The sequence below is a fragment of the Kineothrix sp. IPX-CK genome, from assembly GCF_039134705.1.
Classification (GTDB): domain Bacteria; phylum Bacillota; class Clostridia; order Lachnospirales; family Lachnospiraceae; genus Kineothrix; species Kineothrix sedimenti.
The window spans coordinates 1,361,563-1,386,270 of sequence record NZ_CP146256.1 but is presented as its reverse complement, the minus strand read 5'-3'; the positions used below and the strand labels follow the sequence as shown (position 1 = coordinate 1,386,270).

Here is a 24,708-nt window from a genome sequence, read left to right as displayed (position 1 = left end):
TCTCTGCATATTTCAATTTTAAATAAAAACCACACCTGAGAAATTCGTAACCTTCGCGAATTTTATGTACAATTTCGTAACCTTGGCCGGGCCTTTCTTCGGCGGATTGGGGGGCTGGTCCGTCAGTGAGCGGCTTGCATTTTCTTAATGAAAACCCCGACACCCAGGGAAAACGCCGCACGGATGCGGCGTTTAGGCAGCGCTGCACATGGATGTGCATCGCTGCCGGCCCGTCCGCAACCGACACATCAACGTTTTCATTTAGAAAATTCAGCCGCGAGCGCCGGAACAGAACCCCAATCCGCCGAAGAAAGGCCCTCACAACCCCACCTCCCCACATAAAACCCCCACAACCTCCCCTCTCACCCCCCCTATTTAAAATTCAAATAATGCCCCATCCTATCTCTCTTCGTCCGCAAATACTCCGCATCATGCTCATTCGCCTCCGCCTCGATTGGCACACGCTCCGTAATTTCTATTCCGTAGTCCGAAAGCTGATATACCTTGTCAGGATTATTTGTCAAAAGCCTTAAAGTCCTCACACCCAAATCCCGAAGTATCTGCGCCCCGATATAATACTCCCGCATATCCTCCGCAAAGCCCAGCGCCAGATTAGCCTCTGCCGTATCCAGTCCCTCGCTTTGCAGCTCATAAGCCCGCAATTTATTAAGAAGTCCGATGCCTCTTCCCTCCTGACGCATGTAAAGGAGGACACCCCTTCCTTCTTTTTCTATCAGTTTCATGGACTGCATCAGCTGCTCACCGCAGTCACAGCGCAGCGAATGAAATGCATCTCCGGTCAAACATTCCGAATGCACCCTGCAAAGCACATCTTTTCCATTTCCCATCTCTCCTTTCACAAGGGCAACATGATGCTCTCCGTTTAGTTTATTCCTATATCCATAAGCTCTGAAATCCCCATAGACGGTCGGTAGAAATGGACTTGCAACGCATTCCACCAAATGATCGAACTTTTTGCGATAATCCTGCAAGGCTTTAATCGTAATGAACTTCAGCTTCCATCTGCGCGCGAGCTCTATAAGCTCCGGCGTTCTCATCATATGTCCATCTTCTGCCATAATTTCACAGCACAGACCACACTCTTTCAGGCCTGCAAGCCGCATCAAGTCCACCGTTGCCTCGGTATGCCCGCCCCGGTCCAGCACGCCGTTTTTTTTAGCCAGAAGAGGGAACATATGACCGGGACGGCGAAAGTCCTCCGGTTTTGCCTCCTCTTCCACAACTTTAAGGGCGGTAATACTCCTTTCCTTTGCCGATATACCCGTAACAGTATCCACATGATCGATGGACACGGTAAACGCCGTAGCATGGTTATCCGTATTGTCACTTACCATCTGCGGAAGCTGTAACCTCTCACAGATATCTGCACTCATGGGCATGCAGATAAGTCCTTTTCCGTGAACTGCCATAAAATTAATATTCTCCGTGGTGGCAAACTGCGCCGCGCAGATAAAATCTCCTTCATTCTCCCGGTTCTCATCATCTGTGACAAGAATAATCTCTCCCCTTTTCAGTGCCTCTAACGCTTCTGATGTCTCATTGAATTCAAACATAGCCTATTCCTCCTAAAATCCATTCTGAGTTAAAAATTGCCCGGTTATTTTATTTTCTCCCTGCACAAATTTTTCAACGTACTTTCCTATCACATCGTTTTCCAAATTTACAGCGGAACCTGCACCCTTTTCCAGAAGTGTGGTTTCTTTTGCCGTATGAGGAATTACCGATACACAGAAACTGCTGCTGGAAACCACCGTCACCGTCAGGCTCACGCCGTCTATGGCTATCGATCCTTTGTGTACGATATAACGCATAATATTGGGCGGTGCAGCTATTTTATACAAAAGGGCTATGCCGTCCTTTCTCACAGAGGCTACTTTTCCCACACCGTCGATATGCCCGGTAACTATATGGCCCCCGAATCTGCTTCCCGCCGCCATCGCCCGTTCCAGATTTACAAGACATCCCACCCGCAAGCTTCCTATAACAGAACGGGAAAGGGTTTCATTCATTACATCCGCACCGAATCTGTTAGTTTCCACCCATGCCGCGGTCAGACAGACCCCATTTACGGCTACACTATCACCTGCTTTCAAATCCTTCGATATCTCATTGCACCCAATAGTCAAAAAAGCCGCCCGGTTTCCTTTCTTTATGCCCATAACCTTCCCCGTCTCTTCTATTATCCCGGTAAACATGTATCATCCACCTCGCTTTCTATCAGAAAATCCTCGCCAAACCTAGTAATCCTTTGATTTTTCAGCCTTATGCAGTCCGCCATCCGCTCGACTCCCATGCCCTCAACCGGGGTTTTCGCTTTTTCTCCCCCTAATATCTTAGGCGCTATATAGGTTTGTATCTTATTTACAATTCCTTCTTGCAGGGCAGAAAAATTAAGAGTTCCTCCTCCCTCTAGGAAAACGCTGTCGATTCCCCGCGCCCAAAGTTCCTTCATCAAAAGCTTTAGATCAATATGTCCATTCTCCTTCGGAAGCACTATGATTTCGCAGCCCCGCTGCTTGAATTTCTCTTGTTTCTCTTTATCCTTGCAGGAAGTGGCTATAATTGTCTTCCCCTGCCCTGCCTTCCCTGCTAACTCCACGACGGCGGCTTCGAGAGGTGTGTACAAATTGGTATCGCACACAATTCGTATGGGATTTCTGCCTCCGCTCATACGGCAGGTGAGAAGAGGATTATCCTTAATTACCGTCCTTACCCCAACCATGATGGAAGAATAGCGTCCCCTGTCCAGATGGACATTTTCCCTCGCCTCTTCTCCCGTTATCCATTTGGAATCTCCGCATGCCACAGCTATTTTTCCATCCATGGTCATAGCGTATTTCATAACGACGAAGGGGGTATTTTTTTGTATGCAGTGAAAGAACACCTCATTCAGCCTCTCGCATTCTTCCCTCAGTATACCAGTCACCACTTCTATTCCTGCCGTCCGCAGCGTATCGATGCCCTTACCTGCCACTTCGGGATTAGGATCTGAACATGCGGTAACTACTTTCTTAATTCCGCTTTTTATAATCGCCCCCGTACATGGCGGCGTCTTGCCGTAATGACAGCAGGGCTCCAAGGTAACATATAAGACCGCCCCCTCCGGATTTTCCTTGCAGTTTCTAAGTGCGTTTCTCTCCGCATGAGGGCCTCCGTATCTTTCGTGAAAACCCTGTCCGATAAGCTTCCCTTCCTTTGCAATAACAGCTCCTACCATGGGATTCGGATTTACTCGTCCCATTCCCTTTTTGGCAAGTGCAAGCGCTATTTCCATAAACCTTTCATCCGTCATATTACCAGTCCCACTCCTTTCCATGGCCCCCGGCTGCATAATTTTTATTCTGTATGCGCAGCTGCACATCCTGCCCGAATCTTATAGGACGTACTTTCCTATAAGGATTAGGGTGTCAAAAGGTCCTTTATAAATACATTCTGGTCAATATGACCAAAACAAAAAGAACGATTGCGCCTATGTAAATATTTAGAAGTTCTTTCTCTGGATATTTGTGCCATAACAGAAAACAAAACTGTTTGAGCGAAGCGAGTTTTTTGTTTTCTGGTATGTTTGGCGCTAATAGACTGAGAATTAGAACTTCTTATATATTGGAATTCGGCGCAGGAGTCTTTTTGTTTTGAGCATATTGGCTTGAGACGTTCGCAAAAGGACCTTTTGACTCCCTAATCCTATAAGAGAAAACGCTGCCTTGAACATATAAATCCCAAGGCAGCGATAAAAGCACTTTTCTATTGCATAAAAAAGCTCTGAAATGAAAATCATTCCAGAGCTGATATACAAAAGAAAACACGTCAAATGTGCTATCAATAATCTTCTTCCATCCAGACTGTACTGTCGGCTTCGGAATCACACCGAATCATGCCTTGCGGCTCGTGGGCTATACCACCGGTAGGGAATCTCACCCCGCCCTGAAGATACATATTTAATTGTTTTACATCATAACAAAATGATATTTATTTGTCAACAGTTTTTACTTCATCAGCCTTTTACAGCTCCTTCTGCCATTCCTTTCACCATATTCTTCACAAGAAAGAAATAAAGCAGTACGATAGGTACGGCTATGAATACGCTTCCGGCGGCAAACCTTGCGAATTCCGTTTCATCCAGGCTCATAAGACCTACCGCGACCGTATAAAGGTCCTTTTCCTTAAGGAGGAGCTTAGGCAGAATGAAATCGCTCCATGGCCAGGTGAAAGAGGTAAGCAGGGTATATACGATGATTGGCCGGGATAGCGGAAGATTAATCTTAGTAAATACTTGAAAATTAGTAGCGCCGTCAATTCTCGCCGCTTCATCGATGGCCCTCGGAATCGTATCAAAAAATCCCTTCTGCGTCAGATACCCCATAGGCGCTCCGGCACTGTAAATGAGTATCAGCCCCCACAAATGATTGATTAAATTAAATTGGGTCATCAATAAATATACGACTATCATTCCCATAAAAGAAGGAAACATGCTAAGCACCATCGTCGTCTTCATAATAGGCTTTCTCGCCTTGAATTCAAACCTGGACATCGTATAGGCCGTCAGTATGACGAGAAAAGTACCTAGAATACAGCTTCCCACCGCTATAAACAGCGTATTGGTGAACCACCTCGGATAATTATACATAGCAGTATCCGTAAATAACCGTTGAAAACTTGCCAGACTGTACGCCCTGGGGAAAAATCCGTCAAAGGAATAAATCGTTCCCGACTCAGAAAAGGAGGCTAGAATCAGCCACAGGCAAGGAAAGAAAAAAAGAAAGGATACCGCCAGTAAAATGATGTAGGTGATCCCCATATCGAATATCCTGCCCAATGAATGAAGAAGGTTTACCTTGCTTCTATTTTGCTTTGCTCTCATCGGAATGTATCCTCCTCCCTGTAAGATGGCGATTTTATATAGACCGTTAACGATATGACCGAGGTAATGACAAAAATCACCAGACTGATAGCTGCTCCCAGAGAATAATAGTTATTATTGATAGAAAGATTATACAGCCAGTTGATCAGCAGATCCGTGTCGCTGGCAAGGAAATATCCATCCAAATACAACCCTCCCCGCAGAAAATAGAAAATGCCGAAGTTATTAAAGTTTCCTACAAACTGTCCGATAAGTACCGGCAATGTGGAGAACAACACAAAGGGCATGGTAATCCTTAAAAATTGCTTCCACTTCCCCGCTCCGTCGATTCTCGCCGCTTCGTACAGCGAGACATCGCGGTTAGAAAGAATCCCGGTAGCCAGCAGCATGATGGAAGGAGTACTGATCCAACAGTTTACCAATATTCCTATTAGTCTCGCTGTCCACTTTGCGTCCAGATCGAGAAACCCTATGGCAATTCCTCCCCCCGCAGTAATAAGCTGATTGATCGGCCCGCCGTAAGAAAACATGAATTTGAAAGCTATAAGCGTAATAAATCCGGGAATCGCATAGGCTAATACCGGGAACATACGCCAGAGCGCTTTACCCTTCACACAGTCCTTTTCGAGCAAAAGTGCCAGCCCAAGACCGGCAAAATAATTAAGCGCGGTAGCAGCGACAGCCCACAACAGATTCCAGCCGAGGATTTTTACAAAGGTAGGCGCAAACTGCGACAGCGATAAGAGCTTTACAAAATTGTCAAAGCCTACCCAGTCTACCAATTCCGGAGGTACCACTGTCCCGCCGTAATTGGTAAATGCAATGAGAATCATAAAGATAATGGGAAGAACGTTGAATACGAACACTCCCGTCACAGGCAGTATCAGAACTGTTACATAGAACTTTTTATCCTGAAGCTGCATAACCTCTTCCCTAAAGGTGAGGATTCTTCTCCCTTGCTCCTGCCTCTTCTGCATACGATACACATCGCCGATATTCATGGCATAGAGATACAAAAATGCCGCCAGTACCAGCCATGCAAAAATTCCCATCAGAAGCATTACTACAGAATTATCTCCGGCAACACCAAGCCAGGCGTCTCCTTTCCTCGTTCCCAGCGTGAAGAAACCGGCAATATCTGCAAAGCCTCTGGTAATGAAATAATAGAAGACACTTAGCTCGATCAGGAAAAATAATATGCCTTTCCCTCTGGCCCCATATTTGAACTGACCTCCGCCCATGATAACGATGGACAGCTTCACATTCGGGCTGCTGTCTCTCAAAAAGCCCGCTGCCCGCTTCATTTTCCCTTTCATTTTCTTCCTATATCCTTCCTCTATCAATGTTACCATCGATTGCCAAGGTCTTATCCGACCGTATGCGCCCCTGTCAATCGATGGTACTATTACTTATTTCAAGGTAAATATCGCATTGTGGATCTGTGAATCCACCTGCTCCAGTCCCTCCTTCATCGAAGGAAGGTCCTGATATTTCTTCTCATCCGGTTTTCTGAACGCATCCTTTGCGATATCTGTGAAAAAGGTTTCACCCGGCGTCCACATCTGAGCTACTTCTCTTATGGAGGGCATCAAGATAATATTTCCGTTTTCAAGATTTTCAAAAAGCTGTCTGGATACATCGCCGGATACCTCCGCAGCATCCTCCCTTGCCGGTGCCACGCCGAGCAGTTCATTTCGAAGCTTCATCATTTCATAGCCGGATGCGAATTCAACAAAGGCAAGACTGGCATTAGGCGCCTTCGTATAAGCACTGACCGCATACCCATTCACGCCTCCCATCGACTTAGAATCCATCCACACCGGATTTTCTTCGGTTAAATCTCCGCTCTCAGGCAGCTTCGGCACTGGCGCCATCACCATATTTTCTTTTGCAAGCTCAGTTGCTTCTGCTTCATCCATTCCTTCGCTTTTATAGCTCTTAATCAGCTCTTCTAAAAAAGTGGAATAAACGTCCGGCGTGGACAGCGTGGCAAAATAAGTACCATCCGCTATTTTGCCGTAAGCGGTAGTATTGATCGTATTATCAATGCATTCCTCATTCATGGCTCCTGCCAGCTGGGACAGCACCCATGCCCCTTTTTCCGCTTCTCCCGCTGAGAATCCAATGTCTTCGGGGTCCGTGTTATTGTCCCCGAATATGTAACCCCCATAGGAAAAAAGAAAACCGCCTGAAAAATATACATCATAAAGTGCCTTCATATATCCATAGTTAAGAGGGTTCTCCTCATGTCTGGCTATAGAAAAGGCATATAAATCGCTCCAATTCTCCGTGATGTCGCAAATACCGTTTCCATCTTTATCCCAATCGGTTTCCCAATTTGCAGGCAGCATATCCTTTCTGTAGTAGAGCATAGGAGCCTGAACGTTTACCGGTACTCCGCAGTAATAAGCTGTTCCGTCCACCTCAGTCTTATATGCATTCCACGCGGCCTCCGGCACCTGCTCATAACATTCCAGATCCTGCACCGGGAGCGGATAGACATGCTTGCCCTGTGCATATTGCATAATAACATCATTCGCCTGATACAGCACATCCGGCCCATAGCCATAAGGTCCGTCATTTGCCAGATCCAAATACTGATCCATATTGGCATCCACCGCTGTAATTCCGTATTCGGCATATGCCTCATTGAACGCTTCCAGAAGTTCCTTTGCATATCCTCTTGCGATTGCCGTATCGTTTTCCAGTACCCGGATCGTCACATTCTGCTCCAGCTCTCCGGTAAACGCCGAGCTTCCCTGCGCTGCTTCCGATGCCGCCTCAGTCTCCGTCAGAGTGCCTGCTTCTGCCGTTTCGTCCTTTGCAGTCTCTCCGTTGCCGCAACCTGAAACAAGCCCCAACACCGCTGTTAACATGAGCGATAGTATCATTGCATTCGTCTTCTTCATATTTATAACCATGCTCCTTTCAACCTTGCTTCCTCATTTTCCATATATCTTTCTATTCATAACGCTATTCTTCCATCTCTATAACTGCGAATCCCCACCGTTCCACCGTTGCCGAGGCCGGTGTCTCACACCTTGCACGGTTACCGCAAAGAAGCCGGCCCCCTTTTCCTTCTTCCATATGCTCTGTCTGAGTTTCCTCCGTCATATTTATGAGCAGCCTTAACTTTTTCCCGGGTAGGCTCCGTTCTACAAGAAGCATTCTCTCTCTATCTGCTACCCTTATGTCCCCGTCCGCAATCTCGGGCCTCTTTCGTAATCCGGTCAAAGCTTTCACCTTTTCCATCAACCCGGCATCCCATGAACTTTCCTCCCAATTGAAGCAGCGGCGGGAATCAGGATCGTAGCCGCCCTCCAGACAGATTTCCGTACCATAATAGATACACGGAGCTCCGATAAATATCATTTCAAGCGCAAGTGCCGCCAGCAGTTTATCCTTGTTTTTCCCCACTTCTGTAAAAAAACGATGAGTATCGTGAGAATCCAGCAGATTCAACATCATCCGGTTCACCTGCTCCAGATTCCTCATCAGATTGGAATTCAACTTCCAGGCCATCTGTCTGGCATCCAGATCTCCTCTTGCAAAATAATCCAAACATGCTTTGGTAAACGCATAGTTCATAATACTGTCATACTGGTCTCCCATGAGATATGGATACGCATCATGCCAGTTCTCCCCGATGATGACCGCCTCCGGCTTCGCCGTCTTGACTGCCTTGCGGAAGGTTCTCCAGAATTCATGAGAGATCTCATCCGATACATCAAGCCGCCAGCCGTCAATATCATATTCTTTTACCCAATGTACCGCAATCCGTACGAGGAACTCCTGCACTTGTTCATTCGCCGTATTGAGTTTCGGCATATAGTTGCAGGCAGCAAAGCATTCGTAATTTATTTTCTCCGTATCCGGATAGTCCCCGTCAATCAAAAACCAATCATAGTATTCCGATTTTTTCCCTTTAGCAAGTACATCCTGAAACTGCTCCGTCTCCATGCTGCAATGATTAAATACCGCATCCAGCACTATCCGGATTCCATTCCCGTGAGCCAGCCTTACCAGTTCCTCAAGATCCTCCTCTGTACCAAACTGAGGATCGATCTGCATGTAACTAATAATATCATATTTATGATTGGATACAGACAAGAAAATCGGTGTTAAGTAAAGAGCGGTTATCCCAAGTTCCTTTATATGATCAAGCTTCTCTATAATTCCCCTTAAGTCTCCTCCCGCAAAGCTTTTTGCCAAGGGTTTATCGTTCCACTCCATATTGATATAGCCGCGATTCTTTCTTATGTCTCCCATAAAAAACCGGTCTACAAATATCTGGTAGAATACCGCATCTTTCATCCAGTCCACCGTAGGCAGCAAATCATTTTTATTAATATACGGCATCTGAAAAAAATTGTAAAATCCCTCTTTAAAATTATAGGTTTCGGTAATCCCATCTTCGCTGAAGTAATATATCTTCCCATTTTTCTCAATCCTGAAAATGTATGCCAGCCGCACATCCTCAAGCTGCAATTTGATTTCATAATAGTTATAGAGCCTATCGCTATACCCTACATGCATCGCAGAACTTTCCCGTTTTTCCTGAAAATCGTACTTGCATGCGTGTATCAGAAATACTTCTGTCTCTTCATCCTCCTTTGCCGTTCTAAGCCTTATTACCAATTCCTTTTCTCCTATCGGAAAACAATATCTGGAATCGGGAATATGTAACATTGCATATTCGTTCATATACTTTATCCTCTCTAAATTTTCACCGGCGCTTATTGACAAATACTGAAAAATTCTATATAACTTTTGAATAGACCCATTCTGATCAAACACGGAAAAGGAATATCTTACAAGGGGGACCTTAAGTGAAAAATAAAATCACAATCAGAGATGTTGCGCGGGAGGCCGGTGTATCCATTGCAACGGTATCTTACGTATTAAATGAGCGTACGGACATGCGTATCAGCGAACAGACAAGAAAAAAGGTACTTCAGGTCATCAACCTTTTGGATTATACACCTAACCAGTCCGCTCAGGCGCTTGCAACAAACCGCAACCGCATGATAGCCCTCTATCTTACTCCCGATGCTTCTGTCTTAAACAAAGCGGAACAAATGTGTTTTATTCATTTTCTGTCGTCCTTTCTTCACGAAAAGAACTACGATCTCATATATCTGAGCGATAATTATACGGAACAATTCGACAATGCGGATGCGATCATCGGATATGATTTATCTGCCGAATATTTTCACCGGATCGGCGATGTCAACTTCAGTCCCCTGTTAGCTGTGGACTGTTTCATTGAGGACCCCTTATTTTTTCAAATAAATTCCGATTATGGAAGGATTGCCGGGGAGGCTTCCCTTTTTTTCCGGGGAGAGCCTTACATTCTTTATACCCTGAAAACCCCCAATATCCAGAAGCAGCATTATCTTGAGAATGCATTCCCCGAGGTCCGCTATGTGGAGGACTTCCGTGAGCTTAACAATACAGACGGGGAAAATATCCTTGTGACGGACCAAACGCTGCAAAAGCTGCTGGAAAATCATCCTTCCTTGTACTATGCTCCCTCCATGTCGGCCGAAAAAGCGGAGGCCCTCATTACCTGCGTCGAATATGCACTTTTAAGAACCCCGCTTAAGCAGCATAATATCCTTATATAGAAAAAGCTTTTTATTTGCAGGACACCGCAAGCACCTTGGATGAAACATCATAGGTGAACGTATAGGTTCCGTCCTGTCCGGCAATCAGGTTGGCACCGCCGCCTTCTGAAACGAAGGAATGACTATCCGCATCGTCAGAAGCAATATTGGTAAAACGAATATATTCCGTACCTACGGTAGAAACATCTCCTGCTGTTACCATCGATGTGAACATGAACTCATCTCCTTCTGTAAGGTCTATGCTCAGCGTATATATATCGCCATCCTGCGTAAACTCCGTTTCCTCCGAATAAACATCCTCCCAGCCCGTTACGACTGCTCCTTTTATGTAGTAATTTACCTGCATATCCTCAGCATTTGATGTTCCCTCTCCATTATAGGTCCATGTAATCTTATCATAGGGATTAACGTTGAATCCCTCTTTACTTTCTTCAGAATAGTCAGAGGCGCTTGTATCATAGGTATCCTCTGCCGGATAAGTGGTCAGGGTAAAGGTATAATTGCCTGTTACCGCACATTTAATATTGGAGCGCTTCGTGCTGGTTTCCCCTAAACCTCCTGAATTATAGAAGTAATCCCTGCCGTCCAAAGAAATGGTATCCAGATAGCCATAGCCCCTTTGATTATGCCACTGTGTATCTATTGCGAACTGAAATTCATCTCCCTCATTCAAATCCAGCGTAATTGTATAAATGTTTTCCGAATCGCTCTCTTCCTTCGTCATTTTATGTACATCTGTAATGCTCGTTCCCCAATTGGATTCCAGCAAAGCAGAACTTGTTCCGCTTCCCACAATGGCAAATTCTCTTTCGTCTGCTTTATAGGAAACGAATCCGGCAAAAGCGGACACATCTTCCGTTACCGGCTGTCCAAAATCGAACTTATGGCTCATCTGCGGCGTTGCAAACCAATCCACAAAAACATAACCCTCTTTTTCAGGTGAGTATTCCTCCGCCAATGCACCGTCTGCTACTTCCGTCTCTTTTAGAACAGTAGTACCGTCCGAATCATAAAAGGTCACCTTATACGTTGTTTCCTCTGCTGCAACGGATTCCTCTGCCGCCTCGGTCTTCACCTCTTCCGCTGCATTTCCCGTCTCCTGCGTCTGAGCGTTTCCGCAGCCCGCCAAAAGAAGGCCTGCCGTCATAAATCCAACCGCGAACAATTTTCCTGTTTCTTTTTTTCTCTTCATTTTTACACCCATGCTCCTTTCAACCTTTCCTCCACCCTTACTATAGTTATTTTATTTGCTTAACCGTTTAATCAAATGGGATTTTTTAAGCAAACTGCCGAATCACAGTTTGCTTAAACGGTTAAATTATATAAATAATGTATCACTATTCCTATCCTGTGTCAACGATTGTTTGCTTATTTTTTCAGGAGTCTCAAATATTTTCCATATCCTTCCTGCTCCATACGTTCCTTCGGAATAAACTTAAGTGAAGCACTGTTGATACAATATCTAAGTCCTCCCCTATCCGCAGGCCCGTCCTCAAATACATGCCCAAGATGCGCATCCCCGGTCCTGCTCCTCACCTCGGTTCTCACTCTCCCAAAGCTCGTATCGACAGCATCCGTGATCAGCGCTGCATCGATAGGCTTAGAAAAACTAGGCCATCCGCATCCCGATTCAAACTTATCATCCGACAGAAAAAGAGGCTCTCCCGTAGTAATATCCACATAAATCCCTTCCCTGAACTCATCAAAATATTCATTATGAAAAGGCCGTTCCGTAGCACTATTCTGTGTCACCTCGAACTGAAGCTCTGTCAAGCTCTCCTTCAGCTCCTCTTCAGACCTTTTTACATACCTCCGGCTTACATCCACCGCATTCTTCGCCTTCTCGAACTTATCCGCCCCAATATGGCAATACCCATGAGGATTCTTATCCAAATATTTCTGATGATATTCCTCAGCCCTATAATAGTTATCAAGCCGCTTCACCTCGATTGCGATCTTCTCCGCATATTTTAGTTGAAGTATGTCAATGGATTCACGAATAATGCTTTCATCCCCATCGTCCGTATAATAAATACCGGTCCTGTACTGCGAACCCACATCATTCCCCTGTCGATTCACGCTCACCGGATTAATCACATCATAATAAAGCTCCAGCAAAAACATAAGCCCAATCACCGAATCATCATACACCACCCTGACAGTCTCCGCATGTCCGGTATTCTTGTGGCACACCTCTTCATAGCTGGGCTTCTCCGTATTCCCATTCGCATATCCAACTTCCGTCTCCAGAATCCCTTTGACATCTTCCAAATACTTTTCAGTTCCCCAAAAACAGCCTCCTGCCAGATAAATTTCTTTCCTCATAAAATTTCTCCTTTCATTAATTTATAATATATTTTTATTGTGTGGTTAATTTGGTGGTTATAGAGAGACTTGAGGCGTTGGATTGGGAGTGGGACTGCGTGCGCCTAATTCAACGCCCCGAATCTCCTGCTACGTAATCGAATAATAACTCCACTGCAAAAAATATTGCGCCTTTCCCCTCACAACCCTTCTTAACTTTTCTCACTTTTGTTAAATTTGTTGTAGAAATATGTCAAGTCATGTGTTATACTTTTTTGAAAATAAAGAGGGAGGTCTTTTCTTGGAAAGCAAAAAAATCATTCAGATCGAAGATAAGGTACCGGTCAGTCTCCTTGTTCCGCTGTCTCTGCAGCACATGTTCGCCATGTTCGGAGCATCCGTATTAGTACCTATTATCTTCCAAATCAATCCATCCGTCGTACTGTTAATGAACGGTATCGGCACGTTACTATTTTTCCTTATTACCAAAGGCAAAGCACCCGCATATCTCGGTTCCAGCTTTGCTTTTCTTGCGCCGGCAGGTCTGGTCATGTCCAAATGGGGTTATCAGGACGCCCTGGGAGGGTTCATCGCAGTAGGTTTAGCACTGTGTATTCTTTCTTTTGTTATTTACAAGTTCGGCATCAAGTGGATCGATGTCGTACTTCCTGCCGCTGCTATGGGTCCTGTCGTCGCTCTCATCGGTTTGGAACTGGCCGGAACCGCTGCTTCTACCGCCGGAATTCTTCCCGGTGCGGACGGTACTGTGGATTCTAAAAATGCAATCGTATTTGTGGTTACTCTGGCATTCGCCGTATTCGGAAATGTGCTCTTCAAAAAATTCTTCGCTGTTATCCCCATTTTAATAGCGATTATTGCAGGCTATGTCACCGCACTGTTCACTGGTGTCCTTGCGCCCGGAACAGTTTCTGACGCGCTTCATGCCAGCTTGTTCGTAATGCCGAATTTCCAGGCTCCCCGCTTTAACCTGGAAGCCATCGTAATGATTCTTCCCGTTATCCTGGTTGTCGCTTCCGAGCACATCGGCCACCAAATCGTAACGAGTAAGATAGTAGAACGTGACCTCCTCAAGGACCCGGGGCTTCACCGTTCCTTATTCGCAGACGGTTTTTCTACCATGATATCCGGCTTCGTCGGTGCCGTACCTACCACTACCTACGGTGAGAACATCGGCGTTATGGCAATGACTAAGGTTTATTCCATCCAGGTAATCGCAGGCGCAGCTATTCTCTCGATTATCGCTTCCTTCATAGGCCCCGTTGCCGCATTGATTCAGACCATTCCCGGCCCTGTTATCGGCGGCATCTCCTTCCTCTTATACGGCACCATCGGAGCTTCCGGTATCCGTATTATCGTGGACGGACGGGTAGATTACAGCGGAAGCCGTAACCTGACGCTTACCTCTGTGGTTTTTGTCGTAGGACTTTCCGGCATTGCCTTAAGTATCTTCAATGTTACGCTTACAGGTATGGTACTGGCGGCCATCGTGGGCATGATTTTGTCGCTTTTGTTCTATATCTTCGACAAATTCGGATGGGCGAACGATAAGAATTAAGAAATAATATCAGATGCGGAATTAAATGAAATCTTCGTATTGTCGTACCGGTATCTTAAGAAGGGTGTTCCAAGACTATGAGCTTCAACATAGAAAGGGACATCCTTTTGTTCTATTATATCCCAAAATCACGTATTGTCTCTTCGCTTTGCGAAATTTTCTCCGATTCCGGTCTCCACTGACTTTTTTCTAAATCGATGCAACCATTTTCTAAGAAAATGACACCCTCCTCCTCCAGCATAAAGCGCTGGAAATCCTGCCCTCCGAAGGCATGCAGGGGCGCCATCTCTCCTAACCGATTAACCACCCTGTGACAGGGAAGCTCGAGTTCTGCAGGAGCTCGGTTCATGGCATATCCGATAATACGCGGTGCACGGGGCTTTCCCACAAGCCAGGCAATTTGTCCATAGGTGGCGACCCGTCCCTCCGGTATCTTTGCCACCACCTCATAAATTTTTTGATACAATTCCGAATAAGCCATAGCCATTCCCTTCTGTTAATGTATTTTAAGTATTTTAAATACTTTCATTGTTTTGTCTCTTATAAATGATGTATAATAAAAGAAAATATCACAATAGTGTATGCCCTATGAGGATTTAATATATGACAGTTTATCACAAATTCTTTTCCAAAGATACACGCTTATATAAAATATATAAAGAGAAATTTACCAACGTGTCAGTTACGTTCTTTCTGCTGGTTCTGGCAACGCTCCTTTCCTTCGTCTATTGGAGAATATCACAGAACGCTGCCAACATCGTACTATTATACGTCATAGCCTTAGTGCTGATTTCGAGGAAGACGGAAGGCTATTTCTGGGGCATCTTCGCCTCACTGGCAGGTGTTATCTGTATCAATTATTTCTTCACCTATCCATATTATTCGCTGAATTTCACGCTGTCCGGCTATCCGGTCACCTTTCTCGGAATGCTTGCCGTAGCCCTTACAACAAGCGCCGTTACCAACAACATGAGAAATCAGATGCAGATGCTCGCCGATAGGGAAAAGCTGCTGGTCGAGGCGGAGAAGGAGAAAATGCGTGCTAATTTGCTGCGCGCCATTTCCCACGATCTTAGAACCCCACTCACCAGCATCATCGGTGCCAGCGCTTCTTATATTACCAACGAAGCGGTTTTGAATGAAGATCAGAAGAAGGAGTTGGTTTCCCATATTTACGAGGATTCCAACTGGCTCCTCAACATGGTGGAAAATCTTCTCTCTGTCACCCGTATTCAGGACGGCGTAGCCAATGTCAACAAGTCCTATGAATCTGTGGAGGAAGTGATTTCAGAGGCTATCATCCGTCTGAAAAAGAGGCTGCCCGATACACAGCTTTCCGTACACGTTCCCGACGAGCTCATTATGATTCCCATGGATGCCATTTTAATCGAGCAGGTTCTCATCAACCTTCTGGAAAATGCCGCTCTCCATTCTAAGAGTGATTTGCCCATCGAATGCTACGTGGACGAGACCCCTGATTTCGTCACCTTCCATGTTAGAGATTACGGCATCGGAATCTCCCCTGAGCGGCTGTCCACCATTTTCAGCGGAACTGCCTATACCGGCAATTCCTCTGCCGACAGCTCCAGAGGCATGGGAATCGGTCTTACCATTTGTAAGACTATCATTACCGCCCACAAGGGCAAAATCAGAGTAAAATCCCACGACGTAGGAACCGAGTTTTATTTTGTCCTGCCGAAGGCATAACGAAAAATATGTTATACAATAAAGGAGCCTAATGAAATGAGTGCCAAATCAACTATTATCATTATCGAAGACGAAAAGAACATATGTAATTTTATGGCGACCACCCTTACGGCTCAAGGCTATAAGATCATAACCGCCGCTACCGCGAAATCCGGCCTGTCCCTCATTGCCTCCTGCTGCCCCGATCTCATTCTCTTGGATATGGGACTTCCAGATATGGACGGCATCGACGTCATCAAAGATATCCGTGCATGGGCCAGCATTCCCATCATCGTCATATCCGCGCGGACTCAGGAGAAGGAGAAAGTATTAGCGCTGGACACCGGAGCGGATGATTATATTACCAAACCCTTCGGCCCTTCCGAGCTTTTCGCCCGGATCCGTACCGCTCTAAGACACAGCAACCGCCTGAATACGGATTCCAGACTGACTCTTCGGCCTTATGAGGCGGACGGGCTCATTATCGACTTCGACAAGCATCTGATTACATTAAGAGGCAACGAGGTACATCTGACGCAGGTGGAATTCAAGATCATTTCTCTTCTGGCACAGAATTCCGGCCGGGTTATGACCTACGACTCCATCATATCCAATGTGTGGGGTCCATACGCCGATGACAACAATCGCATACTTCGGGTGAATATGGCAAATATCAGGAGGAAGCTGGAAATAAATCCGGCTGAGCCTCATTATATCTTCACTGAAATAGGCATAGGCTACCGGATGTTGGAGGACAAAGCCGGCTGATGAGTTAAAATTCCACGCCACGCCTGGCAGGAATTCCCTTTTCATATGGGTGTCTGATGCACCTCATCTGGGTAATATAGTCCGCATATTCGAGGAAAAGCTCATCGGGTTCTCTTCCCGTCAGGACGAGTTCGAGGGACGATGGCTTTTCCTTAATTAATCGTTCCACTTCATACTTCTCGATAAGATTCAGCTTATAAGGATAGGTAATCTCATCCAAAATTACCATGCCGTATCCACCACTTTTTATTTTTCGCATGACTTCCTTCAATATTTCATTGTGCTCCCACGTAATCTCACGTTTATCCCTATCGTCCATATTTTTGTAAAATCCGTAATTTTTGCTATTTCTCAGAAGCTCAATTTCCTTTATCCGCTCCATGGCGGACAGTTCGCCGCTTTCATTCCCCTTCATGAACTGAGCAAATATCACCTGCTCACCGCAGCCTGCAGCCCGCAGCGCAAGCCCTGCTGCCGCCGTGGTCTTTCCCTTTCCATCTCCATAGTACACATGAATCAGTCCTTGCCGCATCCCTTTCCTCCTCCTTTGCTGAAAATGCGCCGGTAGCCATAATTTAACTCTTTTGGACTGCCGGCCCTTTTTTCACAGTCCGTTCTATTGCATCCGGCACATAGGGACTGCTTTCTTTTTACCTCCGGTTCTTTAGTCTGAAGCGGTACGATATACGCCACACTCTTTTTCGGTATCAGCATATAGGCGCCATTGTAACTTATTTCCTCCTGTCCGAAGGAATCTACGATTTCTGCCACATCCTCCATAGGGCGTCCGGTTCCGGGAAACTCATACTGCCCGCACCACAAGCCGGTCCGCTCTCTAAGAAAATCGTCTCCCCTTCCATAAGCCTTCATAAGGAGCTCCATAGCGATACATTCTGCCATATATGCCTCCGACAGGCTTTCTTCCTCCATAAGACTGCTCTGCACACGATCCACATCCTCGCCCAGCGTCATGAGTACCACCGCCTTATCCCCTATGTGTCCGCTCCATGAAAAAAAAGCGGATACCGCAGCATTCCTGAAGTAATTTTCGTATACCTCCCGTAACAGAGGAAGGCCGGTATCATCAAAATGATACCGACCGCACATATTCATTAAATCGCTTTCGCATAAATCTACTGGCAACACTCTGTGTTCCTTTAGCTCGCTCTCCATAGATATACCTCACTATTTTATGCACGCTCTATCTGTTCACACCTTCACCCGCATGGCACGCATCGCATTCAGTATCGCGATGACTGCTACTCCTACGTCGGCGAATACCGCTGCCCACATGGTAGCGAAACCTACTGCTGCCAATAATAATATCAGAACCTTCACTCCAATTGCAAATACTATATTTTGTTTTACGATAACGAGGGTTCTCTTCGATATCTGTATTGCCCTCACAATCTTCGACGGTTCGTCTGTCATGATTACCACGTCCGCCGCTTCGATTGCCGCATCGGAGCCCAAACCGCCCATGGCTATTCCGATATCTGCTCTCGCCAGTACCGGGGCATCGTTCATGCCGTCACCGACAAAAATCAATCTGCCCTTTTCCGATTTGACCTCAAACAGCCGTTCTACCTGATCTACCTTATCCTTCGGCAAAAGCTCCGCATGCACTTCCTCAATTCCAAGTTCCCCCGCCACTCTGTCTGCCGCCTTTTTCTGGTCTCCGGTAAGCATGACGATGTGCTTCATTCCTACCGCCTTAAGGCCGTCGACAGCCTGCTTCGCATCGGATTTGATTTCATCCGCTATCACAATGTAGCCCAGATATTCTTTCTCGCGCGCCACATGGATGATAGTTCCTGCCTCTTCCGCCTCCCCGACTTGAATCTGCTGCCTCTCCATCCATTTGGCATTTCCCGCATAAACACGGCCGCCGCTTAATACCGCACTGACTCCGTGCCCCGCGATCTCTTCCACATCGCTTAAGAGCGATTTATCCACATCCTTTTGATATGCTGCTAACAGCGATTTGGAAATCGGATGGTTGGAATAACTCTCCGCATAAGCTGCCGTTTCCAAAAGTGCACCTTCCGCCACACCCATTTGGGGAACCAGCTTAGTCACCGCAAAGGTGCCCTTAGTAAGAGTTCCGGTCTTATCCATCACTACGATCTCAGCATCCGACAAAGCCTCCAGATAATTGCTGCCTTTGACGAGAATACCGGCTCTGCTTGCTCCTCCCAGGCCGCCGAAGAAGCTTAAAGGAATACTGATGACTAATGCACAGGGGCAGGAGATAACAAGAAAGCTAAGAGCTCTATATATCCACGTTGTAAAGCCGCCACCTAGAAAAAGCGGAGGAATAAATGCCAGAAGCACCGCGCAAATTACAATAACGGGAGTATAATATCTGGCGAATTTCGTAATGAAATGCTCTGCCTCCGACTTCTTGCTTCCTGCGTTTTCAACAAGTTCAAGTATCTTGGCTACCGTAGACTCTCCATAAATCTTATTTACCTTAACCTCCAGCACACCGGATAGATTTACGCATCCGCTAATCACCTCTTCGCCCTCAGCTACATCTCTGGGGACGCTTTCTCCGGTAAGAGCCATCGTATCCAAAGAGGAGGCACCCTTAGTAACCATACCGTCCAGGGGTATCCGCTCTCCGGGCTTAATCAATATCGTCTCTCCAATCGCCACCTCCTCGGGACTCACCTCCCTGGCCTCTCCGCCCCTTAGGACATTCGCATAGTCCGGACGAATATCCATAAGCTCCGCAATAGATTTTCTGGACCTGCCTACCGCATAGGACTGAAACCACTCGCCCACCTGGTAAAACAGCATAACCGCAACCGCTTCCGGGTACTCTCCTATGAGAAAGGCTCCTATGGTGGCAATGGACATCAGGAAATTTTCATCGAATATTTGTCCGTGACCGATGTTCTTCACCGCCGCCTTTACAATACTTCCTCCTATTATAAAATAAGCGATCAAGAATAACACCAGCTCTATATTTCCATTTAAGTCCGGTATAGTGCGCGATGCTAAAATCGCAACCAGATATATGAGAGCGCCTATCACGATTCTTTTAAGCAACCTTTTTAGCTTCTTACTCATCTCTTAGCCCTTCGCTTTCTTTACATGCTGTCATTTTATACTATTTCTCTATTACTTCCACATCCGGTTCAAATTTCTTCACGATTTTCTTAATTTCTTTGGTAATGCCTGCCGCCTTCGTTTCTTCCACATCGATTACCAGCTTCTGTGTCAAAAGAGTCAAGGCGCTGTTCTTAACCCCCTCCAGCTTTCCTACTGCCGTCTCAATCTCACCTGCACAGTGTGCGCAGTCCAAATCCTCCAAAATGTAAGTCTTTCTCATTTCTTCTCCTCCTTATCCTTCTTTATTATTTTATTTATTATTAATCCTCTTCGATATGGTCCAGACCTTGACTTAAAATCGTCTTGATATGTCCATCCGCAAGAGAATAAAATACAGTTTTGCCCTCTCTCCTGTTCCTTACCAGATCCATCTGCTTCAACGTGCGAAGCTGATGGGAAATTGCTGACTGAGTCATATTCAGAATCTGCGCTATATCGCACACGCACATCTCCGAGCACATGAGCACATATAACATTTTTATTCTCGTAGAATCCGCAAACACCTTAAAAAAATCTGCCAGATCATACAGCTTATCTTCCTCCGGCATCTGCTCATTCACCTTACGAACAATATCTTCGTGAACATGGATATAATCGCAGCCTTCCACTCTCTCCTGTTGCATCTTCATTGTATACTTCCTCCTTTTCTTAAAACATCCTTACATCTTTTTCTTATATTTCAAATAAAATTCCAATATTCTCATTCCATATATCATATGCACCTTTGCTCATATGAATGATTGTTCATATGTTCATTATATCAATCTTAAATTATATGTCAATATCTTTTTCACACAAATTGATAATTTTGATATCAGGGCCCCAAAGTCCGTAACAATCCATAAGTATCGGGGAACAAAAAAACTGGTGTGCGCAATTAATAATTATTGCACACACCAGCCTTTTTCTATTTCATATCCAACTTTTTATTTCTCCCATAACATCTCCGGATAATCCCCTTCATCCTTCATCCTCTGAATGGCATTTACTACAGTCTGCTTATCTTCCTTATAAGTAACGCCATACCAGCGGTCATAGGATTTTAGTACCGTTACCTCCGCCTTTTTCTTCTCCAGCAGCTCATTTACCACGCTGGGAAGAAAATATTCGCATTTCAGCGGATTTTCTTTCAAGCCCTTTTCGAGGAAAACCGGAAAGCCGGAAACGAGTTCCTTCATGAAGCTTGCCGTAAACCCCCACATATTCATGGATACCGTGCTGCCCTTGGGAATCACATGCCAGGATGCCCCCTCATCCTCCGTATACGCAGTATCCTCTCCTCTTCTTTCAATATACGTTCGCTCCGTAATACCCTTTAAACGGCTGTTTTCATCGGTCTCGCATACGCCTCTCGCCACATGGCCGTTCTCCGTCAGCGTATTTTCCAGAACATAGCCAACCATTGCATATTTGTATTTCTCGCCGTCCTCATGGGTGGCCAGATAATCATAAATCTGTGCGAATGCGCTTCTTCCGTAATAATCATCCGCATTGATGACAACAAAAGGTCCATCTACTACTTCGGCGCAGCTGAGCACCGCATGACCGGTTCCCCACGGCTTCTGTCTTCCCTCCGGCACCGTAAATGGCGACGGAATATTTTCTGCCTCCTGAAATACGTAAGTCACCTCCATAAAAGGCTCAATGCGCTTACCGATGACCTCCCTAAAGTCCTTCTCATTTTCCCTTTTGATGACGAAAACCACCTTTTCGAATCCGGCCTTTACCGCATCATACAGTGAAAAATCCATAATGATATGTCCGTTTCCATCTACGGGGTCTATCTGTTTCAGTCCTCCGTAACGGCTCCCCATGCCTGCCGCCATTATTATCAGAACGGGCTTTTTCATCTCAGTTCCTCCTCTTTCATCGCTTTTCTTTTATAAAATATAGGCTTTATTTTCCTACCTTCATAAGATATACTTTATATTATAATTTGATTATAAATTTTAATATTGTCGATTCTTTATACTATTGTATATCTTTTTTGTAAAAAATGCACTAATATTATTACTTTAACATAATCATTCTATTTGCGGAGGCCTAATATGTCTTACGAAAGTATCACTTTAAAAAAAGAGTTTATCATAGACAACCTCGTTACTATCCACCACTACGAATACATGAGCGCATTTGTCCTAAAGGAAGAAACTCACCCGTTCTGGGAACTTATCTGCGTAGACAAGGGTACCGTCAACATAACAGTAAATCAAAAGACCCATACTCTGAATAAGGACGATATCATATTCCTTGAACCAGGCGAGCCTCACAGTATTCATTCCAACGGCTCTGCCGTCCCCCATCTGATTATCATCGGTTTCGAGTGCAGCTCTCCTTCCATGGACTTCTTCAAGCATAAAGTTTTAGAGGTTATTCCTTCCGGACGCACGCTTCTGGGAAATATCATCCGCGAGGCCTATCTCACCTATTCCGGTCGCCTGGACGATCCCAGCTGTCAGGAACTCATACGCAGGGAGGAATCTTCAGTTCCCTTTGCTTCCGAACAGCTTATCCAGCTCTATATGCTGCAGCTATTGATCCAGCTTAAACGAAGCGGCAATGTGGATAATTCTATCGCCGCTATTCCCAAGTCCTCCCGTCAAAGGGGAGAGGACGAGTTATTTTATAAAATCGTCGCCTATATGGAGGAAAACATCAACGCCAAACTGACGATACCACAGATATGCAAGGATAATCTGGTGGGACGTTCACTTTTGCAGAAGATGTTCAAAGACCATACGAGCTGCGGTATCATCGATTATTTCACTATTATGAAGATAAACGCCGCCAAGCAGCTCATATGCGGCCAGCAAATGAATTTCTCTCAGATCGCCGACAAGCTGGGGTATAATTCCATCCATTATTTTTCCAGACAGTTTAAACATATCGCGGGCATGACTCCTTCCGAATATCAAGCTTCTGTCAAAGCCGGGCAAGAGCCGCCCGCGTTATAGCATTGTATTATAAGCTGAGTTAAAAGCTGTAAATATTTATTATTCTGGCAGTTCAGTCTCATCATCCTGCGATGGTCCGCCGTTCTCAGGCGGTGTCTGTCCGTCCGGAGGCGTCTGGCCATCCTCCGGCATCTCTGCGTCCGAAGGTATATCCGGCATTTCTCCGTCCGCAGGCGTCTGCGTTCCATCCGGTCTTTCTCCGCCCTGAGGCATCTGACTTACGTCCGGTCTCTCTCCATCCCTGTTCATCTTTCCCTGCCCTCCGCCGAAGCCGCTTTGCTGTCCATTGCTCGTAACTACGCCGGATAACGTAATCTCTGCCGTCTGGTCACCAGAAGTCAAGGTGTAAGTTGCATCCTTCTGAAGCTCAGGAGTGCTTATCAAAACCGACTGGTATTGCTTCTTAGGCGTAACTGATATTATCACATTGCCGTCCGCATCGGTAAGCGTCGTCTCCGTTCCTGCTGAAGCTGCAGAGGCGAGGTTATATAATAAGGAATATTGGGTAGAGCTGTCCGAAAATCCCTGCGCCATGCCGGAACTTCCGGTTACCACGAAGATTCCTCCGGTAATCTGTGCGCTGCCGTTATAATCCAGACCTGAATTTCCGTTGTCGGCAGGCCCGGTTACATAAGTGGTTCCTCCCGTTACATAAATGGAGCCGTTGCTGTCAATTCCATCCCCGCCTGCATCTATCGTGAGGGAGCCTCCGTTTATGGCGATATAACAGTTCGTATCGTTTGCCATTTCGCTGCCTCCCCCGCCAAAACCGCCGGTCTCTTCGGTTTCCTCAGAGCTGCTCGCGCTGGCCGCATTCAGTCCGTCATCCTGAACTGTAATATCTATCGTGCCGCCATCAATGACGAGAGCCGTTCCTTCGATTCCTTCCTGCCCGTTCAAGACATTAATCTCTCCGCCGCAAATGTATACATAGCCCTTGGTGGCATCGTCACCGTTCTTGGACTGTATCCCGTTACCATCCGTTACGGTTAGGTTGAAGATTCCTTCCTTGATCTTCACGCAATCCTTTCCGTTCAAAGCATCCTTTACGGCTGTAATATTAAAGGTACCTCCGGTTATGACGAGGTCGTCCTTGGAGGCGATTCCATGCTTATAGTTTCCGGTGATATTTAGGACACCGCTGCCGTTAATCGTCAAATCCGCCTTGCTGAAAATGACCGCATCTACTTCATTATCGTCGGTCTGAACATACTCCGCCCCGTCGGTCAGCGTATTCTCACTTCCTTCCTCTAAGGTAATGAATACCTTATCCGCATTCTTAATATATATGGGGGCACTGTCTGAGGCGGACAGCGTAACTCCGTTCAACACCAACTGGACCTTATCGGTATCCTCCGCATCCACTATGATCTGTCCGTCCGTAAGTACTCCCGACAGCACATAGGTGCCCTCGTCGCTGATCGTCACCACATTTCCCTCTGCCTTCGCTCCGTTTCCCGATATCTCGGCGCTGTCTCCGTTTAATGTGACCTTCACTGCTGTGCTTTCTTCATATCCTACATCTAAATCACTCGCTGTGAATTCCTTATCTATCTCTATCTGTGATTCCGCGGACAGAGATTCCTGCGTCTGTACACCCGACGCACTGTCCGAAGCCGTCTGCTCGCCGGCAGCCACCTCCTGGGTCACTTCCTGGGCATTGTTCCCTTGTTCGCTCCCGCAGCCCGTTATGAAAGCTGCCGCTGCCAGAACGGCCACCATGCTTTTCCACTTTCTTCTTTTTATATTTATCATATTACTAACCATACCTTTCTTTTCTTCTGCTGGTTGCAT

The 24,708-nt window shown here is 45.9% G+C and carries 22 protein-coding genes and 1 riboswitch; of the genes, 5 read left to right on the top strand and 17 right to left on the bottom strand.

The features are described 5' to 3' along the window. Nucleotides 1-371: 371 nt before the first annotated feature. The 7 genes from V6984_RS06540 to V6984_RS06510 all read right to left on the bottom strand — a co-directional run bounded on the left by V6984_RS06540 (nt 372) and on the right by V6984_RS06510 (nt 9,586). Nucleotides 372-1,574, bottom strand: coding sequence for a bifunctional 3,4-dihydroxy-2-butanone-4-phosphate synthase/GTP cyclohydrolase II (locus V6984_RS06540; protein WP_342758970.1), 1,203 nt, complete (start codon nt 1,572-1,574; stop codon nt 372-374). A 12-nt stretch (nt 1,575-1,586) separates the two neighbouring features. Next, on the bottom strand, nt 1,587-2,216 hold the full coding sequence (locus V6984_RS06535; protein ID WP_342758969.1) for a riboflavin synthase: 630 nt from the start codon (nt 2,214-2,216) through the stop codon (nt 1,587-1,589). After that, nucleotides 2,201-3,313: a bifunctional diaminohydroxyphosphoribosylaminopyrimidine deaminase/5-amino-6-(5-phosphoribosylamino)uracil reductase RibD gene (gene ribD, locus V6984_RS06530; RefSeq protein WP_342759953.1), complete on the bottom strand. Its 1,113-nt coding sequence runs from the start codon at nt 3,311-3,313 to the stop codon at nt 2,201-2,203. Before ribD ends, V6984_RS06535 begins: the two co-directional genes overlap by 16 nt. Before the next feature lie 529 nt (nt 3,314-3,842). Further along, nucleotides 3,843-3,957, bottom strand: a riboswitch (FMN riboswitch). Nucleotides 3,958-4,015: 58 nt separating this feature from the next. Beyond that, nucleotides 4,016-4,882 (bottom strand): sugar ABC transporter permease, encoded by an 867-nt coding sequence (locus tag V6984_RS06525; RefSeq protein ID WP_342758968.1) that lies wholly within the window; start codon nt 4,880-4,882, stop codon nt 4,016-4,018. Continuing rightward, nucleotides 4,879-6,198 carry a sugar ABC transporter permease gene (locus V6984_RS06520; RefSeq protein ID WP_342758967.1) on the bottom strand — a complete coding sequence of 440 codons (1,320 nt, stop codon included), beginning with the start codon at nt 6,196-6,198 and terminating at the stop codon, nt 4,879-4,881. The genes V6984_RS06525 and V6984_RS06520 overlap by 4 nt, the downstream gene beginning before the upstream one ends. A gap of 93 nt (nt 6,199-6,291) precedes the next feature. Then, nucleotides 6,292-7,791 (bottom strand): sugar ABC transporter substrate-binding protein, encoded by a 1,500-nt coding sequence (locus V6984_RS06515; protein ID WP_342758966.1) that lies wholly within the window; start codon nt 7,789-7,791, stop codon nt 6,292-6,294. 64 nt (nt 7,792-7,855) lie between these two features. Continuing rightward, nucleotides 7,856-9,586, bottom strand: coding sequence for a glycoside hydrolase family 13 protein (locus tag V6984_RS06510; protein ID WP_342758965.1), 1,731 nt, complete (start codon nt 9,584-9,586; stop codon nt 7,856-7,858). Between the two features lie 125 nt (nt 9,587-9,711). Between V6984_RS06510 and V6984_RS06505 the strand changes: the two genes are divergently transcribed. Beyond that, entirely contained in the window at nt 9,712-10,509 is a 798-nt protein-coding gene (locus tag V6984_RS06505; protein ID WP_342758964.1) for a LacI family DNA-binding transcriptional regulator, read from the top strand. Between the two features lie 10 nt (nt 10,510-10,519). On the opposite strand, the gene V6984_RS06500 is transcribed toward V6984_RS06505, so the two are convergent. Further along, nucleotides 10,520-11,701 carry an InlB B-repeat-containing protein gene (locus V6984_RS06500; protein ID WP_342758963.1) on the bottom strand — a complete coding sequence of 394 codons (1,182 nt, stop codon included), beginning with the start codon at nt 11,699-11,701 and terminating at the stop codon, nt 10,520-10,522. A gap of 176 nt (nt 11,702-11,877) precedes the next feature. Further along, on the bottom strand, nt 11,878-12,834 hold the full coding sequence (msrB, locus tag V6984_RS06495; protein ID WP_342758962.1) for a peptide-methionine (R)-S-oxide reductase MsrB: 957 nt from the start codon (nt 12,832-12,834) through the stop codon (nt 11,878-11,880). 280 nt (nt 12,835-13,114) lie between these two features. Between msrB and uraA the strand changes: the two genes are divergently transcribed. After that, on the top strand, nt 13,115-14,389 hold the full coding sequence (uraA, locus tag V6984_RS06490) for a uracil permease (protein WP_342758961.1): 1,275 nt from the start codon (nt 13,115-13,117) through the stop codon (nt 14,387-14,389). A 115-nt stretch (nt 14,390-14,504) separates the two neighbouring features. Here the strand turns inward: uraA and V6984_RS06485 are convergent, their stop codons facing one another. Further along, nucleotides 14,505-14,870: a methylated-DNA--[protein]-cysteine S-methyltransferase gene (locus V6984_RS06485; protein ID WP_342758960.1), complete on the bottom strand. Its 366-nt coding sequence runs from the start codon at nt 14,868-14,870 to the stop codon at nt 14,505-14,507. A 122-nt stretch (nt 14,871-14,992) separates the two neighbouring features. Here V6984_RS06485 and V6984_RS06480 point away from each other — a divergent pair, with 122 nt between their 5' ends. Together V6984_RS06480 and V6984_RS06475 are read left to right on the top strand one after the other, a co-directional pair. Beyond that, on the top strand, nt 14,993-16,096 hold the full coding sequence (locus tag V6984_RS06480; RefSeq protein WP_342758959.1) for a sensor histidine kinase: 1,104 nt from the start codon (nt 14,993-14,995) through the stop codon (nt 16,094-16,096). A 36-nt stretch (nt 16,097-16,132) separates the two neighbouring features. Next, nucleotides 16,133-16,843 carry a response regulator gene (locus V6984_RS06475; protein WP_342758958.1) on the top strand — a complete coding sequence of 237 codons (711 nt, stop codon included), beginning with the start codon at nt 16,133-16,135 and terminating at the stop codon, nt 16,841-16,843. Nucleotides 16,844-16,847: 4 nt separating this feature from the next. Here V6984_RS06475 and V6984_RS06470 read toward each other — a convergent pair whose 3' ends face one another. The 6 genes from V6984_RS06470 to V6984_RS06445 all read right to left on the bottom strand — a co-directional run bounded on the left by V6984_RS06470 (nt 16,848) and on the right by V6984_RS06445 (nt 21,810). Further along, nucleotides 16,848-17,375 (bottom strand): cob(I)yrinic acid a,c-diamide adenosyltransferase, encoded by a 528-nt coding sequence (locus V6984_RS06470; RefSeq protein WP_342758957.1) that lies wholly within the window; start codon nt 17,373-17,375, stop codon nt 16,848-16,850. Then, nucleotides 17,360-18,016, bottom strand: a complete 657-nt coding sequence (locus V6984_RS06465; protein WP_342758956.1) for a hypothetical protein — start codon at nt 18,014-18,016, stop codon at nt 17,360-17,362. The genes V6984_RS06470 and V6984_RS06465 overlap by 16 nt, the downstream gene beginning before the upstream one ends. 36 nt (nt 18,017-18,052) lie before the next feature. Then, nucleotides 18,053-19,918, bottom strand: a complete 1,866-nt coding sequence (locus tag V6984_RS06460; protein ID WP_342758955.1) for a heavy metal translocating P-type ATPase — start codon at nt 19,916-19,918, stop codon at nt 18,053-18,055. Between the two features lie 40 nt (nt 19,919-19,958). Further along, nucleotides 19,959-20,180 carry a cation transporter gene (locus V6984_RS06455; protein WP_342758954.1) on the bottom strand — a complete coding sequence of 74 codons (222 nt, stop codon included), beginning with the start codon at nt 20,178-20,180 and terminating at the stop codon, nt 19,959-19,961. A 40-nt stretch (nt 20,181-20,220) separates the two neighbouring features. Then, entirely contained in the window at nt 20,221-20,583 is a 363-nt protein-coding gene (locus V6984_RS06450; protein WP_342759952.1) for a metalloregulator ArsR/SmtB family transcription factor, read from the bottom strand. A 303-nt stretch (nt 20,584-20,886) separates the two neighbouring features. After that, nucleotides 20,887-21,810 (bottom strand): nucleotidyltransferase family protein, encoded by a 924-nt coding sequence (locus V6984_RS06445; protein WP_342758953.1) that lies wholly within the window; start codon nt 21,808-21,810, stop codon nt 20,887-20,889. Between the two features lie 198 nt (nt 21,811-22,008). Here V6984_RS06445 and V6984_RS06440 point away from each other — a divergent pair, with 198 nt between their 5' ends. Then, the gene (locus tag V6984_RS06440) at nt 22,009-22,914 is read left to right on the top strand and encodes an AraC family transcriptional regulator (RefSeq protein WP_342758952.1); all 906 of its coding nucleotides are present in this window, start codon (nt 22,009-22,011) and stop codon (nt 22,912-22,914) included. Between the two features lie 39 nt (nt 22,915-22,953). Here V6984_RS06440 and V6984_RS06435 read toward each other — a convergent pair whose 3' ends face one another. Further along, nucleotides 22,954-24,708 carry a carbohydrate-binding domain-containing protein gene (locus V6984_RS06435; protein WP_342758951.1) on the bottom strand — a complete coding sequence of 585 codons (1,755 nt, stop codon included), beginning with the start codon at nt 24,706-24,708 and terminating at the stop codon, nt 22,954-22,956.

What these genes read in the sequence shown, in the direction of transcription:
- V6984_RS06445 (WP_342758953.1), bottom strand. Translation starts at nt 21,810, where the DNA reads ATGAAAAAGCCCGTTCTGATAATAATGGCGGCAGGCATGGGGAGCCGT.
- V6984_RS06435 (WP_342758951.1), bottom strand. Translation starts at nt 24,708, where the DNA reads ATGCAACCAGCAGAAGAAAAGAAAGGTATGGTTAGTAATATGATAAAT.
- V6984_RS06480 (WP_342758959.1), top strand. Translation starts at nt 14,993, where the DNA reads ATGACAGTTTATCACAAATTCTTTTCCAAAGATACACGCTTATATAAA.
- V6984_RS06440 (WP_342758952.1), top strand. Translation starts at nt 22,009, where the DNA reads ATGTCTTACGAAAGTATCACTTTAAAAAAAGAGTTTATCATAGACAAC.
- V6984_RS06485 (WP_342758960.1), bottom strand. Translation starts at nt 14,870, where the DNA reads ATGGCTTATTCGGAATTGTATCAAAAAATTTATGAGGTGGTGGCAAAG.
- msrB (WP_342758962.1), bottom strand. Translation starts at nt 12,834, where the DNA reads ATGAGGAAAGAAATTTATCTGGCAGGAGGCTGTTTTTGGGGAACTGAA.
- V6984_RS06465 (WP_342758956.1), bottom strand. Translation starts at nt 18,016, where the DNA reads ATGGAGAGCGAGCTAAAGGAACACAGAGTGTTGCCAGTAGATTTATGC.
- V6984_RS06540 (WP_342758970.1), bottom strand. Translation starts at nt 1,574, where the DNA reads ATGTTTGAATTCAATGAGACATCAGAAGCGTTAGAGGCACTGAAAAGG.
- V6984_RS06460 (WP_342758955.1), bottom strand. Translation starts at nt 19,918, where the DNA reads ATGAGTAAGAAGCTAAAAAGGTTGCTTAAAAGAATCGTGATAGGCGCT.
- ribD (WP_342759953.1), bottom strand. Translation starts at nt 3,313, where the DNA reads ATGACGGATGAAAGGTTTATGGAAATAGCGCTTGCACTTGCCAAAAAG.
- V6984_RS06535 (WP_342758969.1), bottom strand. Translation starts at nt 2,216, where the DNA reads ATGTTTACCGGGATAATAGAAGAGACGGGGAAGGTTATGGGCATAAAG.
- V6984_RS06510 (WP_342758965.1), bottom strand. Translation starts at nt 9,586, where the DNA reads ATGAACGAATATGCAATGTTACATATTCCCGATTCCAGATATTGTTTT.
- V6984_RS06470 (WP_342758957.1), bottom strand. Translation starts at nt 17,375, where the DNA reads ATGCGGCAAGGACTGATTCATGTGTACTATGGAGATGGAAAGGGAAAG.
- V6984_RS06475 (WP_342758958.1), top strand. Translation starts at nt 16,133, where the DNA reads ATGAGTGCCAAATCAACTATTATCATTATCGAAGACGAAAAGAACATA.
- V6984_RS06515 (WP_342758966.1), bottom strand. Translation starts at nt 7,791, where the DNA reads ATGAAGAAGACGAATGCAATGATACTATCGCTCATGTTAACAGCGGTG.
- V6984_RS06455 (WP_342758954.1), bottom strand. Translation starts at nt 20,180, where the DNA reads ATGAGAAAGACTTACATTTTGGAGGATTTGGACTGCGCACACTGTGCA.
- V6984_RS06520 (WP_342758967.1), bottom strand. Translation starts at nt 6,198, where the DNA reads ATGAAAGGGAAAATGAAGCGGGCAGCGGGCTTTTTGAGAGACAGCAGC.
- V6984_RS06500 (WP_342758963.1), bottom strand. Translation starts at nt 11,701, where the DNA reads ATGAAGAGAAAAAAAGAAACAGGAAAATTGTTCGCGGTTGGATTTATG.
- V6984_RS06525 (WP_342758968.1), bottom strand. Translation starts at nt 4,882, where the DNA reads ATGAGAGCAAAGCAAAATAGAAGCAAGGTAAACCTTCTTCATTCATTG.
- V6984_RS06450 (WP_342759952.1), bottom strand. Translation starts at nt 20,583, where the DNA reads ATGCAACAGGAGAGAGTGGAAGGCTGCGATTATATCCATGTTCACGAA.